Raw genomic sequence first — 16,881 nt, forward strand, 5'->3', positions numbered from 1 at the left:
TCTGTGAAGGAGAAATAATTGTGGCTTTTAAAAACTATGATTTTAATGATACCTACTTCGCTTCTTTCGATGAGGAAAAAGCGTTAGTAACCAAAGATATTCAAGTTTATTATGGTGATAACCATGCTTTTCATGATGGGAATTTATCATTTTCTAGAAATAAAATTACCGCTTTGATCGGTGCTTCCGGTTCTGGGAAGTCCACTTATTTAAGGTGTTTAAATCGAATGAATGACGACGTTGCACGTGTGACTGGGCAAATCCTTTATCGGGGTATGGATATCAATACCTCAGATGTTAACGTTTATGAGGTTAGAAGCCATATTGGAATGGTATTCCAAAGACCAAACCCATTTGCTAAATCAATTCGTGAAAACATTACATTTGCTTTAAAACAACATGGTCTTAAGGATAAGTCCGAATTAGATAAGCGGGTCGAGGAAAGTTTAAAGGGCGCATCGCTTTGGGATGAAGTTAAGGATCGTCTTGATAAAAGTGCGCTTTCCCTTTCTGGTGGTCAAGCTCAAAGACTATGTATTGCAAGAGCGATTGCAATGAAGCCAGACATCTTGTTAATGGATGAACCTGCGAGTGCATTGGATCCAATTTCAACTAAAAATATTGAAAACACTTTGAATCAATTGAAGAAGGATTATACGATCATCATTGTGACTCACAATATGCAACAAGCTTCTCGGATCAGTGACTATACTTCATTCTTCCATTTAGGCCATGCGCTTGAATTCGATAAGACTGAAAGAATATTTACTAATCCACACGTTAAAGCAACTGAAGATTATATTTCTGGTAACTTCGGTTAAAATGGGGGTAGCACAATGACAGATAAAATTATCACATCAGAAAATGTTCGCCTCTATTACGGAGAAAAAGAGGCTTTGCATGGAGTAAATTTAGATTTTAAAAAGAATGAAATTACTGCTTTGATTGGACCATCTGGTTCTGGAAAATCAACTTATTTAAGATGTTTAAATCGAATTAACGATTTGCTTCCAGATGTAACCGTTACTGGTAGTATTAAGTTAGATACCAAAGACATCTATGCACCAGATGTTGATATTACTGAATTAAGAAAAAAAGTTGGAATGGTGTTTCAACAACCCAATCCTTTTCCATTTTCTGTTTACGAAAACGTTGCTTATGGTGTAAAATTAGCAGGACGGAGTAAAGTTTCTAAGGATGAAATGGACAAAATTGTAGAGGACAGCTTGAAAAAAGCTGCTGTTTGGGATGAAGTAAAGGATAATTTAAATGATAGTGCACTATCATTCTCTGGTGGTCAACAACAAAGAATTTGTATTGCACGGGTATTAGCTGTTAAACCTGAAATTATTCTTTTAGATGAACCAACCAGTGCGCTTGATCCTATCTCTAGTTATGCGATTGAAAATACTTTACTAAAGATTAAAGAGGACTATACTATTATTATTGTTACTCATAATATGCAGCAAGCATCTCGTATCTCGGATCAAACTGCATTCTTACTAGATGGAAATCTAGTTGAAGCTGGCCCTACTAAAGAAATTTTCATTAATCCAAAGGAAAAGGAAACCAATGATTACCTTAATGGTAAGTTTGGATAAGGGGGAAATATAATGCACGACGAATTTTTAGAAGAACTTAAAGAGTTACAAACTACTTTCATGAACATGGGGATTAACGTTAGTGAACAAATTTATCAAGCCTCAACTACTTTCATGAACCACGATAAGTCCAGAGCTAAGTTAATTGTTAACGATGATTCTCAAGTTAACACCGAAGAAGTAGATCTTGAAAAGGAAGCATTGAACTTAATTGCTTTACAACAACCGGTAGCGGCTTACTTTAGACAAATTATTTGTATTTTAAAGGCAAGTTCTGATTTGGAAAGAATTGGTGACCACGCTAGTTCAATTGCCCAAGAAACCCTTCGGATGAAGAAAAAACAAAAATTATCTGATGTTGACGATATTATTTCGAAGATGACTTTAAAGATTAGAGAAATGCTTGAAGCAACTCTTGATGCTTACCTTCATGAAAATGAATCAGCAGCTAAATTGATTGCTCAAGATGACCTAACAATTGATAAATATTTTGTTGAATCTCGTAATTTAATTATTGCTGAAATTGAAAAGGATACTAAGAAAATTCCTTCCGCAGCTAGTTATTTATTAGTTGTTCGTTTACTTGAAAGAATCGGAGATCACATTGTCAATCTTGACGAATGGGTTGTATATAATCATTCTGGTAAGCTAGTGGAATTAAATCCAGGAAAAATTGAACCTGATTTAATCAAAAATGAATTAAAGACCGAAAAAGAAGAGGTTGATAATTCTAATTTAAAAGAAGCAAAGGAATCAGAAGATAGTTCATCCAAGTAATGATTAAAAACGATTTAATATTCATTTTTAATTAATTTAACTTTGGGGTGGAAGAATGAACACGATTTTGTTAGTTACAAATCATTTGAAATTAGCGATGAAAATCAATGCGGCTGGTAATAGTCGTGGCTTTTTCATCAATAATTTTACGAATATTTCAGACATTGATAGCTATCTTAATAGCTCTAAAATTGTTGGAATTGTTTGGGATTTAGATTTGACAAAAACATTCAAGGATTCATTGCGAGCATTAAAATCAGTTCGTGAAAATTTTAATGGACCAATGATTACAATTGAGAAAAAGTATAGTGCTGAGCATGAGCAAGCAATTTTTGAGGCACATTTTGATGATTATATTGTCGACCCAGAAGAAGGGATTGGCATTATTTTAAGAATTGAACAGCGTAATTGGGTCTATAATCGTATTAACAATGATAGCGACAATTCTAAAACTAGTAAACACACTAATTTGATTAAGTACAAGCATTTCACTGTTGATTTAAAACATTTTCAAGTTCAGTATTATGATGATAATATGAAGCTAACCCCCAAAGAATTTTACTTAATGAACTATTTGATTCGCCATAGCGGAATGGTTTTAAGTCGAGAGAAAATATACAACGGAGTGTGGGGATCTGAGCAAGATGAATTTTCCTACATTTCGTCTAGAATTGTTGATATGCACATTAGCCATTTACGAGATAAGTTAAAAACGTTAGCTAATGATGAGGCTAAAATAAAGACCATTCGTGGTTTTGGATATCAATTTGAATAAAGATAAAAAAGAACGTCTTTCAGGCACTGAGAGACGTTCTTTTTTATTGAAAATTGAATGAATAAAGGGCATTGTTCTACCTCTAATATGCTGCCTTGTAAAATTGTTTATACGCATTTAACCATCGCTAAATCATTACAATTTTGTTATATTTCGCCAAAATAAAGCCCCCATATACTGAACATTTTCTGTTCAACGTATGGGGGGCTTTATTTTTGTTTTATATAAATGCGGTCACAGTAGCCGAGATTAGAATTAGAATTAAACCAATTACCGTAACGATCATTTCTTTATTAGTTTTCCTTTGGTTTAAGAAGAAGATTCCAGTAATCGTTGCTACGATCACCGAAGTTTGCGAAAGCACAAATCCAGTTGCTAAACCATTCATATCGGGTTGAGCAGATACTAAGTAAGTAAGTGCAGCGAATCCAAAGAAAAATCCCGCAAAGATTTGCATGTATGATACTTTTTCTTTGAATACATTTTCTTTTTTAATCGTAAATAGGTTGTAGATAACAGCACCAATAACCATTCCGATTGCTTGTGGTAAAAAGGCGTGGACCCCATCAATATGAGCGGCTTGGGGAGCTGCTGAATATGACCAATAGCCGAACACCCCAATTATAAGTAGGATGGTTGCCTTACCTAATTGTGATGAACCTGCCTTATCATTTTTTTCCTGCCAAGAAGTCATAATTGCACCAATAATAATAACGATTAATGCGACAATTCCAATTATTTTTTGATTTATGGTACTCCAATTGCCTAATGCAAAGACACCCCAAAGCGATGTTACGATTAATTGTAAAGCAGTAGTGATCGGCATCGTTCTTGATGAACCGATTAGTTGATACGACTTGAAAGCTAATACCTGACCAAAATCCCAACCAATCCCTGATAGCATTGCTAGAATAAAGGCACCACCTGTTGGAATTTGCAATTGTCTAACTACCGCAAATAGGATTGCTAAGCACAGGGTTCCAATCGTAGTTCCTAAAATTTGGTTATTTGGCTTTCCACCAATTTTAGATGCAATCGTCGGAAATAATCCCCACCCAAATAGTGGTCCTAATCCAATTAATAATGCAACTGTATTCACATTCATTCCTCCTAAGCAACAAATTATTTAACTAATCTATTCTACATTAATTTAAAAAAATATTCTATCTTTTTCTAAAAACGGCAAACTTAGACCAAACGTAGTTAAATACAATTACAAATACTTCTCCAATTACCTTCATGATTAGTGTGGAGACCCCTAAATAGACATGCCCAATTGAAATAATGACATCTTCCATGATAATTGATCCAAATCGACCGGGAACGAATATCCCTAGTTCTTTTAGGTAGTTTTTCATTCCAGAGCTTTTAGAGTGAAAAACGAACTTACGGTTAGTAACAAAGGCAAAAATGGTACAAATGATTCCGACGAGGGTATTGTAAAAATTAAGCCAAAATTCAGAACCATTAATTTGTTCACCAGTAATCGGTGCCTTAGTTAGGATGAAAAAGAGAATGTAGTTTAAAACGGTTGTTAATACACCCCAAAATAAGTAGTCAATTGCTTCTTTATTTTTAATATATATTTTTTTGAACATAATTACTTCTTTTCTTTCACAATGTATTTTGGTCGATCCTTTGTTTCCAAATAGATCTTACCAATGTAGTTACCAACTAGACCGAGACAGAATAGTTGAATGCCGCCAATTAATAGGATCACGGATACCATTGATGGCCAACCAGCAACTGATCCACCAAAGAATAGCGCTCTAATGATCACAAATAAAAGGCCCATAATTGAAACAAAACATGAAAACAATCCGATAAAGGTTGATAGCTTCAACGGTGCATCTGAAAAATCAACGATTCCTTCTAGTGAATAGTTAATTAGTTGGTACATTGACCAATGGGTTTTACCAGCAGCTCTGGGGACGCCATCGTATTCCAGGTATTTAGTTTTAAAACCGACCCAACTAAAAATCCCCTTCGTAAAACGATTATATTCTGTTAATTTCAAGACGCTGTCGACATATTGACGGGTCATTAAACGATAGTCCCTTACGTTGGGCTTAATATTAACAGCAGAAATCCAGTTGATTACCTTATAAAAGCTAGAGGATAAAAAGGCTCTAATTGGATTTTGTTTTCTTGATTTTTGAACACAGCCGATGCAATCGTAGTCCTCAGTATTAATTATTTTTAGCATTTTGGGTAATAAAGCAGGTGGATCTTGCAAATCAACATCCATGATCGCAATATATTTACCCTTTACATTTTGCAATCCCGCTGCCATTGCTGATTCCTTACCAAAATTCCTAGAAAAGGAAATATAATGAACGGTATCTGGATGGTTAATTTGGAGGTTTTTAATTTCATTTAACGTATTATCCGATGAGCCGTCATCAATAAATAAATAGTAGGGTTCGTATAGTTTGTTTTTTTGATTCATTTTTTGGAAAACCTGATCCGTTGTCTCAAAGAATAGTTTGATGGACTCTTCTTCGTTGTAACAAGGTACGATTAATCCGATTAATTCCATGTTGATTACTCCCTTAAGTGTATCAATTTACTGTTTTTCATTTTATCATACTAGGTAAATAAAAAATTGTAATCGGTTAATATTTTACAAAATCTACAATGATAAAATATTTTGTTATAATTAAAGTTAAGCATAAAATTTAGTGGAGGTTATATTATGAATACCCCGATCAAAGTAATGACGATTTTTGGGACTCGACCAGAAGCAATTAAAATGGCTCCCATTATCCTAGCGATGAAAAAACGACCAGCGCAATTTAAACCGATTACCGTTGTATCAGCCCAGCATCGTGAAATGTTAGACCAAGTCCTAAGCGTTTTTAAAATTAAACCTGATTATGATTTGAATGTAATGAAACCAAATCAAACCCTAAGTGGAATTACGACTTCTGTAATTAATGGGTTGGATTCAATCATTGATGATACTGCCCCTGATATTATTTTAGTTCATGGTGATACAACAACGACCTTTGCTGCAGCAGTCAGTAGTTTTTATCACCAAATTCCCCTTGGCCATGTTGAAGCAGGGCTACGCACATGGGATAAGTATTCTCCATATCCTGAGGAAATGAATCGTCAAATGACGGATGTATTAGCGGATTTATATTTTGCACCGACCCAGTTAAGTCGTGATAATCTATTAAGGGAACATCATGACGCACAAAATATTTTTGTTACTGGGAATACTGCAATTGATGCCTTAGAACAAACTGTAAGTGCTAATTATAAACATTCTGTATTATCTAAGATTGATACGAAACACCGTATTATTTTGTTAACGATGCATCGGCGTGAGAATCATGGTGAACCAATGCGGAGGACTTTTAATGCGATTAAGGATGAATTAGATCAGCATCCAGATGTCGAAGTTGTATACCCAGTGCACTTAAGTCCAGTGGTGCAAAAAGTGGCTCACGAGTGTTTTGATGGGGATCCACGAGTTCATTTAATTGAACCACTGGGGGTAGTTGACTTCCATAATATGGCTGCAAAAAGTTATTTTATTATGACTGACTCAGGTGGAGTCCAAGAAGAAGCACCATCATTAGGGAAACCTGTGTTAGTATTACGGGATGAAACTGAAAGACCAGAAGGCGTGGATGCTGGTACCCTTAAATTAGTGGGGACTAATACCAAGTTGATTAAACAGGGGATTGAATTATTATTAGATGATCCGATTGCATATCAAAAGATGGCTGATGCTAAGAACCCTTATGGGGATGGTAAGGCATCAACTAGGATTTTGGATGCAATTCAAGCTAATTTAGGGCGGGTGACACATCATGCTTAATCGTATACCAACTAAATTAAGAAGAATTGTAAGCGTATTTATTAATCACTATCAAGCAGCTAACGTTTCTGATTCTGCAGTTGTAATTGCCTATTATTTATTGTTATCAATTTTTCCATTATTATTTATTATTGGTAGTATTCTTAGTTTTTCTGGAATTGATAGTGGTTCAATTTTAAATTATCTCCATCCACTTCTGCCCCCTCAAGTAAATCAAACGCTGGGTCCCATTATAAGCACGGCCCTTAATGGTGGGGGCAAACAACTTTCGGTCGGAATTATCATTACGATTTGGTCCTCAAGTCGGGTAACCGCTGCTTTAAAACGGACGTTTGATAGTGCATATGGGGTTAAAAATAATCACGGAGCGTTAATCACCAGAATTTTTTCGTTTATGTGGATGATCTTAATGTTCGTTGCAATTACGGTAACGCTAGTATTCTTCAGTTTTGGTAATAAGTATATCTTATCGATTTTGAAGGTGCCGACAATCATCTATCAATTAATTGATGACGTTAGGATTCCAGTCTCGTTAGGAATTCTTTTCTTAATATTGATGTTTGTTTACTATGTCATTCCAGCGGCATCCACTAAGTTTAGGTACGTTTGGATTGGTTCATTGGTAGTTACGGTTGGGATTTTAGTTTTATCCCAGGGATTTTCAATTTACTTAACCTACTTTTCGAAGGGCTTTTCAACTTATAAGGCCTTAGGAACGTTTATTATTTTAATGTTTTGGTTATACTTCATTGGAATATTAATTTTATTTGGCGCCGTAGTAAATGCTTCAATTCAGGAACTAAAAGAGGGTAAAATCAAGGCTAAATCTATAAAAGAGCGAATAAAAAAAGTCACAGAACAATGATAGTTCAGTGACTTATGATTATTGATTAGCAGATTTGACTAGCTGGGCTGCAAAGTGATCAAGGGTTTTGATATCATCACCCTCTGGTTCAAGATTGATTTTAACATTATCAGCCCCTTGTGTTGCATTTGCCTGTTTGAATGCATCACTAAATGAATCGACTGCGACGTTATAAAATTCCTCGTAGTATTCATCTCCTGATCCAGCAACTCCATAAACCTTGCCATTTAAGTCTAGTTCTTTTAAGTCGTCAAAAAAGTCGAGCCCTTCTTCTGGTAAGTGTCCTTCATCATAAGTATATGGGCAAACCACACAAATATCAGCTTTTAAAAATTCGGCAGCATCAGTTTGAGAAATTTCTGTTTCAATAACTTCAACCCCTAGGTCTTCAAGGCCCTCAGTGACGATGTCAGCAACATCTTCATTATTTCCGGTAATTGTAGCAAAAACAACGTGCGCTTTCATTATAATAATCTTTCCCTTCATAAATTCTTAATTAAAATATTAGCGTATATTAGTATTAAAAACAATAGGAGGCCGCTTGAATGCAATCCAAAATTACTAAAATTACCGCCCAAAAAAGAAAGGGGCGTTTTAATGTTTTCATTGATGGTCACTATGCTTTTCCAGTTAGTGAAAATGTTTTAATTCAGTTTCAGCTGGTTAAGGACATGGAGATTGATGAGACGTTGAAAAAACGGCTCGTTGCAGCTGAACACGTTGATAAGATTTATCAAAAAGCAATTAATTATATTGCTAGTCAATTAAGGACAGAAAGTGAAGTTATCAATAAATTAGAGACTGAAACCGATGATTCAGATATAATAGAATTAGTTATTCAAAAATTAAAGGATAACTTACTTTTGAACGATCAAAACTATGCTAACAGCTATGTGCGCAGTGAGGTTCGGATTATGGATAAGGGGCCCGTTTCAATTATCCAACACCTAAATCAAAAGGGGATTAGTGATGTTATCGCTCAAAGTGCGGTATCAAATTATTATTCATTTGAAGACCAATTAGCAAATGGCCTCCATCAAGCTCAAAAAATGTTTAAAAGATATCGAAACGATTCATTTAAACAGGCAATGATGAAACTAAAAAATGGTTTAGCTAGAAAAGGCTATTCATTTGATCTGATTAGTGAAATTATCCAAATTGCTAATTTTAAGCCTGATTTAGATAATCAATCTTTAGTATTAGAAAAACAATTTCAAAAGGTTTGTCATCGTTATCGAGGATTAAGTCCTCAAGATAAAAAATTTAAAATTAAGCAATTTTTATATCGAAAAGGATTTCAAATTGATGATATTGATAGATTAATTGATAATCAATTAAGTTAAAGGAGCACTATGAATTATGAATGACCACTTTAAAAGATCAAAAATATTATTTTGGTCATTAGAAATATTGATTGTAGTTGCAATTATTTATTTCTGTAATAAAATTAGCTTTATCTTTTCGCCAGTTGGAATTTTTATTTCCACTGTATTTGTTCCAATATTAGTTGCTGGTGCGCTATTCTACATGTTAAATCCAATTGTTGAACTATTAATGAAAATTCATTATAAACGGTTTAGGGTCAGTAGGACCATCGCAGTTTCAATTATTTTTATTGCCTTTTTAGGGGCTTTAATTTATATTGGAGTTTCCTTTATTCCACGAATTTTCACTCAGGTGACGACTTTATTTTATCATTTACCCGATGTAACTGACTCTACTGAAAAAACAATTGAAAATATTACTAACCATGGTTGGTTAAAGAATGTTGATGTAACCGATTATATTAATCAGTTCCAAAGTTATTTAACTAACTACACGCAAAATATTTTGGGTAGTGTTACAACCAGTTTAGGGAACGTCATTTCAATGGCTACTAGCGTAGTGATCGTGGTAATTACGGTTCCTGTAATCTTATTTTATATGTTAAAAGATGGTCATAAGCTAATGCCAACGATTAAAAAAATGATTCCAGAAGATCATCAAAAGCAAACGTTGGTGTTATTGGGGAAAATGAATGAAACGATTGCCCGTTATATTGGTGGTCAGATGATTGAATGTCTTTTTGTGGGCATTTTTACCTCATTAGGGTATGTATTTATTGGGCAAAAGTATGCTCTTTTATTAGGGGTATTTGCTGGGGTATGTAATATTATTCCATACGTTGGTCCCTATATTGGAATTTTACCATCCTTGTTAGTTGCCTTTTCATATGACGTTTCACAAGTTATTTATGTAATAATTGTCGTATTGATCGTTCAACAATTAGATGGGAACTTAGTTTATCCCAATGTAATTGGAAAGAGTTTACGAATTCATCCCCTTACAATTATTGTTATTTTATTGGCTGCTGGTAATATTTCTGGATTGGTTGGGATGATTTTAGCAATCCCACTATATGCGGTTGTTAAAGTAGTTGTCCAATATTTATATAATATTTGGTTAATTCAACACAATTATGAGGCTAAAAATGATTTAAAACCATAATATCAGTTATGAGTGTGATAGAATGAAATTATTAACATTAATTAGGAGAATAAGATTAATATGAAAAAAGTAATTACTTATGGAACCTTTGATTTATTACACAAGGGGCATGTTAGATTATTAAAACGAGCTCGTGAGCTAGGTGACTACTTAATGGTTGGCCTTTCTAGTGATGAATTCAATGCCGAAAAGGGGAAAAAGGCATATACGTCCTTTGAGGATCGTAAATATGTTTTAGAAGCAATTCGCTATGTCGATAAGGTAGTTCCTGAAAGTGGCTGGGATCAAAAAATCAAAGATGTTCAGGAAAACAACATCGATGTGTTTGTGATGGGTGATGACTGGAAGGGTAAATTTGATTTCTTGAAGGAATATTGTGAAGTTGTTTACCTACCAAGAACTGAAGGAATCTCAACATCAAAAATTAAAAAGGATCTTGGAATTAAAGATTCTGATAATTGGAAAGCTTAATGTCAAAAGTCTATCTTGATTATCTAGGTAGGCTTTTTATTTCTGATTGCTAAATTGAATTATGTTAAAATTAATTGATGATTAAACTAGAAGGGATAAATATATGGTTAATGCATTAGATAAGAATGTCTCAAAACGAAGAACATTCGCAATTATTTCTCATCCGGATGCCGGGAAGACGACGATTACTGAACAGCTTTTGTTATATGGTGGTATCGTTCGTGAAGCTGGAACGGTTAAGGGAAAGAAAAGTGGTAATTTTGCTAAGTCTGATTGGATGGAAATTGAACAAAAACGGGGAATTTCAGTTACTAGTTCAGTAATGCAATTTGATTATCAGGGAAAAAGAATTAATATCTTGGATACTCCTGGGCATGAGGATTTCTCTGAGGATACCTATCGGACCCTAATGGCTGTTGATTCAGCTGTCATGGTAATTGATGCTGCCAAGGGGATCGAAGCACAGACTAAGAAGCTATTTAAGATCTGTAAAATGCGGGGGATTCCTATTTTTACCTTTATGAATAAGATGGATCGTGATAGTCGCGATCCAATGGAATTGATCAGTCAACTAGAAGATGTATTGGGGATTGAAGGATACCCAATGAATTGGCCGATTGGTTCTGGAAAGGTACTAAGAGGATTATATGATCGTTATAACAAGCGGGTCGCTCTTTATCGGCCCGAAGCAGATTCTGAAAAGTATTTACCATTGAACGATGATGGTGATTTAATGGTTGATAGTGATTTGCCAGATGATGAAGTTTATCAAGATGCCAAGACGAATATGGATTTGATTCAAGAGGCTGGAAATCAATTTGATATTGATAAGATCAAAAATGGTGATCAAACACCAGTTTTCTTTGGTTCTGCATTGGCTAATTTTGGAGTTGAAACATTCCTAAATGCCTATCTAGATTTCGCTCCCAAACCTGGTGAACACGAAAACACTATTGATGATGAGGAAATTGAACCAGACAATAGTAATTTCTCTGGCTTTATTTTTAAAATTCAAGCTAATATGAATCCTAGACACCGAGATCGAATTGCATTTGTCCGTGTTTGTTCGGGAGAATTTGATCGGGGAATGGATGTTGTATTACAAAGGACCGATAAAAAACTACGGTTATCGAACGTGACCGAATTTGTAGCCAATACTCGTGAAAACGTTGATAAAGCGGTTGCTGGTGATATTATCGGCCTTTATGATACTGGTAATTTTCAAATTGGTGACACAGTTTTTACTGGAAAACAAGCAATTAAATTTCCACCATTACCACAATTTACGCCAGAGCTATTCATGCGGGTTTCTGCCAAAAACGTGATGAAGCAAAAGTCATTTCATAAGGGGATTCATCAATTAGTCCAAGAAGGGGCGGTTCAGCTCTATACCACTTATTCAACTGGTGATTATATTCTAGGTGCGGTTGGACAACTTCAATTTGAAGTATTTCAATTTAGAATGCAAAATGAATATAATTCAGAAGTGGTTATGGAGCCACTTGGGCATAAAATAGCCCGTTGGATCAAGCCTGATCAATTAGATGAAAAAATGTCATCCTCAAGAAATATATTGGTAAGAGATACCCATGATCAGCCATTATTTTTATTTGAAAATAGTTTTGCTGAACGCTGGTTCCACGATAAATATCCTGATGTTGAATTAATGTCTAAATTATAATCAAAAAAAATAGATGATCTGACCCCTATAGGTTGGACTAATACTTTTTGCTAGGATATCAATCCCAAATATTGATTTGGTGATTGGTATCCTAGTTTTTCTTTTAATCTATTGTTATTGTAATCCTTAATCCATGTTTTCATCGCATTGATTAAGGATTTTTTGGTATCATAATGCGTATTCATCATTTCAATTTTCATGATATGGAAAAATGATTCCATTTGAGCATTATCTAAACATGTCCCCTTACGGGACATGGACTGAATAGCTTCATATTTGTTTAGTGTTTGAACCCAGCTATGACTCTGGTATTGAATTCCTTGATCACTATGCACAATTGAATGCTTAACAGTGTTCTGGATTCTTTTTAGTGCCTGGTTCAACGGCTTTAATGTTAGTTCAACTGTTGGATGGCTGCTAATTCCATATGAAATGATTTTATCAGAATATAAATCCATCACTGGAGAAAGATAAACCCGATGGTTTATATCTTCATTTCCATATCTAAATTCACTTACATCTGTTGTTATCTTCTCTCCAAAACTATTAGATGAAAAATCACCATTTAAAACATTATCAGCAACATGGCCTACTTGGCCATGGTAAGAGTTATATTTACGTTTTCTTTTTCCAAATAGTTGGCACTGTAAACTGTATTTTTGCATAATTCTCTGGACTCTTTTGTGATTAACATGGTATCCATTATTGTTAAATAATGCTGTTATTCTTCTATAACCATAAGCAGGATGATCCTTAACAGCCTTTTTCACCTCAGTATCAAACTCATCATTTATTTTCGAAAGCGAAGCTTTTCTATGATGATAATAACTACTTTTAGGGAATGAAATTGATGATAATATTCTAGAAATTGCAACATCACTAAATTTTTTCACTAATAAATCAATACTTTCGTATTGATTATTAGTGCTTAGTAATTTTTCATAGGATAGTTTAATCGATAAAGCTAAATTTTGCTTTTTTAACAGTTTAATTTGCTTTACAGCGCTATTTGTGAGAACATTCTTTTGATGGGACTTACGTTTATTCATTAAATATAGGCTTCCATTCTCTAATCTCCGTTGCCATGTAAAGATGCTCGATGGAGATGCAATATTAAAATGAAGTGCTGTTTCTGGATACGACTTGTGGTAGAGGTGCATCCATTTCAGCACTTTTAATTTATACATATAAGAATATTCTTGATTATAATGTTTTGCAATAAGCGCTTTTTTACCAAATTTTTTATACGTCTTTACCCACGAGTAGATTGTTGCAACACCCTTAATGCCATATTTATGGTTCAACGTAGTTGATCCAACTCCAGAAAGGTATTCTAAAACAACTTTCAATCTAAATTCATAACTATATTTTGCCAAAATAAAGACCCCCGTATGCTGAACATTTTCTGTCCAACATACGGGGGTCTCTTCAAGATGCTATCCCAAAGGAATAGCATCTATTTTTTATTTAGCAGGCTTTACAGTGATTTCTTGTTTTTTGTCCAACGTAGCTGTTAGGTCTCTTGCATCTTGATGATCAAGGTAAAAGTCTGCGACTTGATCTTCAATTTGTTCTTGGATTAATCTTCTAAGTGGCCTTGCCCCCATTGCAGGGTTATATGCTAAGTCGACAATTTTATCCCTTACGCCATCGCTTACGCTAATATGAATGTTTTGTTGGGCTAACATCTTATTCATATTATTAAGCATTAAGCTTACGATTTGCTTTAGGTCGTCTTTAGAAAGGGGATTAAATTCAACAATATCATCGAACCGATTTAGGAATTCAGGTTTAAAGTAGTCACCCAAGTGATTTAGTGCAGAGTGTGATTTTCCAGATGCGCTAGCACCAAAACCAACATTGGCCTCTACTTTACCAGTTCCAGCATTACTAGTCATAATGATTACGGTGTCCTTGAATGAAACGGTACGCCCTTGTGAATCAGTTAACCTTCCATCATCTAGGATTTGTAAAAATGCATGTAAAACATCTGGATGGGCCTTTTCAATTTCATCAAATAGAATTAAGCTATATGGATTCCTTCTAACTTTTTCAGTTAGTTGGCCGGATTCATTATAGCCCACATAACCAGGCGCAGAACCAATTAGTTTAGAAATTGAATATGGTTCTCGGTATTCAGACATGTCAAATCTAATCATTGAATCCTCAGAACCAAATAACTCTTTTGCAAGTTGCTTAGCTAATTCGGTTTTACCAACACCGGTCGTTCCAACGAATAGGAAGGAGCCAATTGGTCGACCAGTCCCATTAAATCCAATCCGATTTCTTTTAATTGCTTTAGCAACCGTTTCGACGGCTGCATCTTGACCAATAATGCCAGCCTTTAAATCAGCACCAAGGTTTTTTAATTGCTGTTGTTCTTTTGACTGAAGGTCGCCAACTGGGATATTTGTGATTTCTTCAACGATTTTTTGAATATCACGAACAGTGACCTCTGGACGTTCAGAATTGGTATTTTGATTATTGTTCTTAGCCTCTTTAAATCTATTAGCTTCATCACGATAGTATGCAGCTTTTTCGTAGTCCTCTTGTTTTAGGGCCGCTTTTTTTTGTTCATCTGCATTTTTAATTTTCAGTTCAATTGTTTCTGGACTAGTAACATCAATTGTTAGATTCTTTCTTGATCCAGCTTCATCAATTAAATCTATGGCCTTATCAGGTAAGAATCTTCCTTGAATATATCGATCTGAGAGCTTTACAGCCGCCTTTAATGATTCTGCGGAATATTTAACGTGGTGATATGATTCATACTTATCCTTAATTCCCTCTAGGATTTTAACGGCTTCTTTTGGTTCGGGTTCTTGGACCATAACCGTTTGAAAACGTCTTGCCAATGCGGCATCTTTTTCAATGTTACGATATTCATTGAGCGTAGTTGCACCAATTAACTGAAATTCACCACGGGCTAATGCGGGCTTTAATACATTTCCTGCATCCATACCACCTTCGGCATTTCCTGCGCCCATAATTTCATGAATTTCATCAATGAATAAAATAATATTAGGGTTAGATTGGACTTCTTTAACTAGCGATTGCATCCGTTCTTCAAATTGTCCACGAAGGCTAGTTCCTTGGACGATTGAAACAATGTCTAAACTAATGATTTGCTTATCCTTTAATTTTTCAGGAACGTCGCCATTGGCAATCTTGATTGCTAAGCCCTCAACGACTGATGTTTTACCAACTCCAGCTTCCCCAATTAAAACGGGATTGTTCTTGGTTCTTCTATTAAGGATTTCAATGACACGCTTAGTTTCCTTGTCACGACCAATTGCAGGGTCATACTTGCCCTCTTTAGCTAGTTGGGTCATATTGATTCCAAATTTTGATAAAACGCCATCTTTATTTCCATTATTTCCATTATTACCGTTGTTACCATCATTACCATTGTTTTGTGGATTAGGATCAGGTTTATTGGCATCATTATTATTTTGCATTGAGCGGAAGATGTCGTTTAAATCTCCGAATCCAAATGGATCTTGTGCCATATTAGCGCCCCCATTTCCATCGTTTTGTAAAAGTTGATAGCAATTTTGACATAGGTCAACTCGCTGTCTATTGCCATTTCGATTTACATATAAGTGAATTGTTGCTTCATTTTTACGGCAGTTTTGACATAACATATTGCTACCCTCCATTGATTTGATTAGCCAGTTTGGTTTGACCTTTACTGACCATGTAGAGATATTATACAACTTAAACGGGACGATTCAAACAATTTGATTTTATAATAACTCATTTTTGAATTTTTGGAAATTCGGCTTTAGATTTAATATAATAGATGTATAAATTGAAGGGGTGGATAGGTTGACTAAGGATTACGGTGAATTGTTAAAGCAATTGAAAAATGGTGAAATTGATAAAATTGAAGTTGATTCAAAATCTTTTATGGCTTTTCAGAGTGCCTTTATGGATTTTGAGAGTCGTAAAAGGGTCGTTGGGACAGCCTCTTTAGATGGAAAAGTAGTTTATCGATTTGATTCTGACAAATGAAGTACTGGTTAGGGAACGTTTTAAGTTAAAGTACTTCAGATATGTTATAATGAAAAAAAGAGAATTACTTATTGTTTTTTAATCAAATAGTAATTTAAACAAGGAGGATGAATAATGGAACAACGTCAATTTAAAATTATTGCTGAAACTGGGATTCACGCCAGACCTGCGACATTATTGGTTCAAGCAGCAAGTAAATATGCTTCTGACATCAACTTAGAATATGATGGTAAAAAGGTAAATCTAAAATCTATCATGGGGGTAATGTCCCTTGGGGTTGGCCAAAATGCAGCAATTGTTATTACGGCTGATGGTGACGATGAAAAGGATGCTTTAGATGATATTGCTGCCACCCTTAAAAAAGAGGGTTTATCTGACTAA

At 34.7% G+C, this 16,881-nt stretch carries 18 protein-coding genes; 12 read left to right on the plus strand and 6 right to left on the minus strand.

Features of this window, described 5'->3' with window-relative positions; all coding sequences use genetic code 11:
* The first annotated feature begins 20 nt into the window (after positions 1 to 20).
* The 4 genes from pstB (ACSYTE_RS03280) to ACSYTE_RS03295 all read left to right on the plus strand — a co-directional run bounded on the left by pstB (ACSYTE_RS03280) (position 21) and on the right by ACSYTE_RS03295 (position 3,153).
* Complete coding sequence (gene pstB / locus ACSYTE_RS03280; RefSeq protein ID WP_491716064.1) at positions 21 to 821, plus strand: phosphate ABC transporter ATP-binding protein PstB; 801 nt, start codon at positions 21 to 23, stop codon at positions 819 to 821.
* 15 nt (positions 822 to 836) lie between these two features.
* Entirely contained in the window at positions 837 to 1,601 is a 765-nt protein-coding gene (pstB, locus tag ACSYTE_RS03285; protein ID WP_491716065.1) for a phosphate ABC transporter ATP-binding protein PstB, read from the plus strand.
* Positions 1,602 to 1,613: 12 nt separating this feature from the next.
* Complete coding sequence (gene phoU, locus ACSYTE_RS03290) at positions 1,614 to 2,378, plus strand: phosphate signaling complex protein PhoU (protein ID WP_491716066.1); 765 nt, start codon at positions 1,614 to 1,616, stop codon at positions 2,376 to 2,378.
* 67 nt (positions 2,379 to 2,445) lie between these two features.
* Positions 2,446 to 3,153 (plus strand): winged helix-turn-helix domain-containing protein, encoded by a 708-nt coding sequence (locus tag ACSYTE_RS03295; RefSeq protein ID WP_491716067.1) that lies wholly within the window; start codon positions 2,446 to 2,448, stop codon positions 3,151 to 3,153.
* Between the two features lie 220 nt (positions 3,154 to 3,373).
* Here ACSYTE_RS03295 and rbsU read toward each other — a convergent pair whose 3' ends face one another.
* The 3 genes from rbsU to ACSYTE_RS03310 all read right to left on the minus strand — a co-directional run bounded on the left by rbsU (position 3,374) and on the right by ACSYTE_RS03310 (position 5,692).
* Positions 3,374 to 4,252: a ribose/proton symporter RbsU gene (gene rbsU / locus ACSYTE_RS03300; protein WP_491716068.1), complete on the minus strand. Its 879-nt coding sequence runs from the start codon at positions 4,250 to 4,252 to the stop codon at positions 3,374 to 3,376.
* 64 nt (positions 4,253 to 4,316) lie between these two features.
* Positions 4,317 to 4,751 (minus strand): GtrA family protein, encoded by a 435-nt coding sequence (locus ACSYTE_RS03305; protein ID WP_491716069.1) that lies wholly within the window; start codon positions 4,749 to 4,751, stop codon positions 4,317 to 4,319.
* A 2-nt stretch (positions 4,752 to 4,753) separates the two neighbouring features.
* Positions 4,754 to 5,692, minus strand: a complete 939-nt coding sequence (locus ACSYTE_RS03310) for a glycosyltransferase family 2 protein (RefSeq protein WP_491716070.1) — start codon at positions 5,690 to 5,692, stop codon at positions 4,754 to 4,756.
* Between the two features lie 156 nt (positions 5,693 to 5,848).
* Here ACSYTE_RS03310 and wecB point away from each other — a divergent pair, with 156 nt between their 5' ends.
* Both wecB and ACSYTE_RS03320 read left to right on the plus strand, forming a co-directional pair.
* Positions 5,849 to 6,982: a non-hydrolyzing UDP-N-acetylglucosamine 2-epimerase gene (gene wecB, locus ACSYTE_RS03315; protein WP_491716071.1), complete on the plus strand. Its 1,134-nt coding sequence runs from the start codon at positions 5,849 to 5,851 to the stop codon at positions 6,980 to 6,982.
* Positions 6,975 to 7,847 (plus strand): YihY/virulence factor BrkB family protein, encoded by an 873-nt coding sequence (locus ACSYTE_RS03320; protein WP_491716072.1) that lies wholly within the window; start codon positions 6,975 to 6,977, stop codon positions 7,845 to 7,847. Before wecB ends, ACSYTE_RS03320 begins: the two co-directional genes overlap by 8 nt.
* Before the next feature lie 18 nt (positions 7,848 to 7,865).
* Here the strand turns inward: ACSYTE_RS03320 and ACSYTE_RS03325 are convergent, their stop codons facing one another.
* On the minus strand, positions 7,866 to 8,315 hold the full coding sequence (locus ACSYTE_RS03325) for a flavodoxin (protein WP_491717288.1): 450 nt from the start codon (positions 8,313 to 8,315) through the stop codon (positions 7,866 to 7,868).
* A 77-nt stretch (positions 8,316 to 8,392) separates the two neighbouring features.
* On the opposite strand from ACSYTE_RS03325, the gene recX reads away from it, so the two are divergent.
* From recX to ACSYTE_RS03345, 4 genes are all read left to right on the plus strand, one after another.
* A complete protein-coding gene (recX, locus tag ACSYTE_RS03330; RefSeq protein ID WP_491716073.1) occupies positions 8,393 to 9,190 on the plus strand; it encodes a recombination regulator RecX in 798 nt (265 codons plus the stop codon).
* A 16-nt stretch (positions 9,191 to 9,206) separates the two neighbouring features.
* Positions 9,207 to 10,334, plus strand: a complete 1,128-nt coding sequence (locus ACSYTE_RS03335) for an AI-2E family transporter (protein ID WP_491716074.1) — start codon at positions 9,207 to 9,209, stop codon at positions 10,332 to 10,334.
* Positions 10,335 to 10,394: 60 nt separating this feature from the next.
* Positions 10,395 to 10,805 (plus strand): glycerol-3-phosphate cytidylyltransferase, encoded by a 411-nt coding sequence (gene tagD, locus ACSYTE_RS03340; protein WP_491716075.1) that lies wholly within the window; start codon positions 10,395 to 10,397, stop codon positions 10,803 to 10,805.
* A gap of 103 nt (positions 10,806 to 10,908) precedes the next feature.
* A complete protein-coding gene (locus ACSYTE_RS03345; protein WP_491716076.1) occupies positions 10,909 to 12,486 on the plus strand; it encodes a peptide chain release factor 3 in 1,578 nt (525 codons plus the stop codon).
* A gap of 50 nt (positions 12,487 to 12,536) precedes the next feature.
* Here the strand turns inward: ACSYTE_RS03345 and ACSYTE_RS03350 are convergent, their stop codons facing one another.
* Positions 12,537 to 13,862: an IS3 family transposase gene (locus tag ACSYTE_RS03350; RefSeq protein WP_491716077.1), complete on the minus strand. Its 1,326-nt coding sequence runs from the start codon at positions 13,860 to 13,862 to the stop codon at positions 12,537 to 12,539.
* Positions 13,863 to 13,949: 87 nt separating this feature from the next.
* Positions 13,950 to 16,130, minus strand: coding sequence for an ATP-dependent Clp protease ATP-binding subunit (locus ACSYTE_RS03355; protein WP_491716078.1), 2,181 nt, complete (start codon positions 16,128 to 16,130; stop codon positions 13,950 to 13,952).
* A gap of 184 nt (positions 16,131 to 16,314) precedes the next feature.
* Here ACSYTE_RS03355 and ykzS point away from each other — a divergent pair, with 184 nt between their 5' ends.
* On the plus strand, positions 16,315 to 16,500 hold the full coding sequence (ykzS, locus tag ACSYTE_RS03360; protein ID WP_491716079.1) for a protein YkzS: 186 nt from the start codon (positions 16,315 to 16,317) through the stop codon (positions 16,498 to 16,500).
* A gap of 114 nt (positions 16,501 to 16,614) precedes the next feature.
* Positions 16,615 to 16,881 carry a phosphocarrier protein HPr gene (locus ACSYTE_RS03365; RefSeq protein ID WP_491716080.1) on the plus strand — a complete coding sequence of 89 codons (267 nt, stop codon included), beginning with the start codon at positions 16,615 to 16,617 and terminating at the stop codon, positions 16,879 to 16,881.

The sequence above is a fragment of the Nicoliella sp. ESL1120 genome (assembly GCF_058508515.1).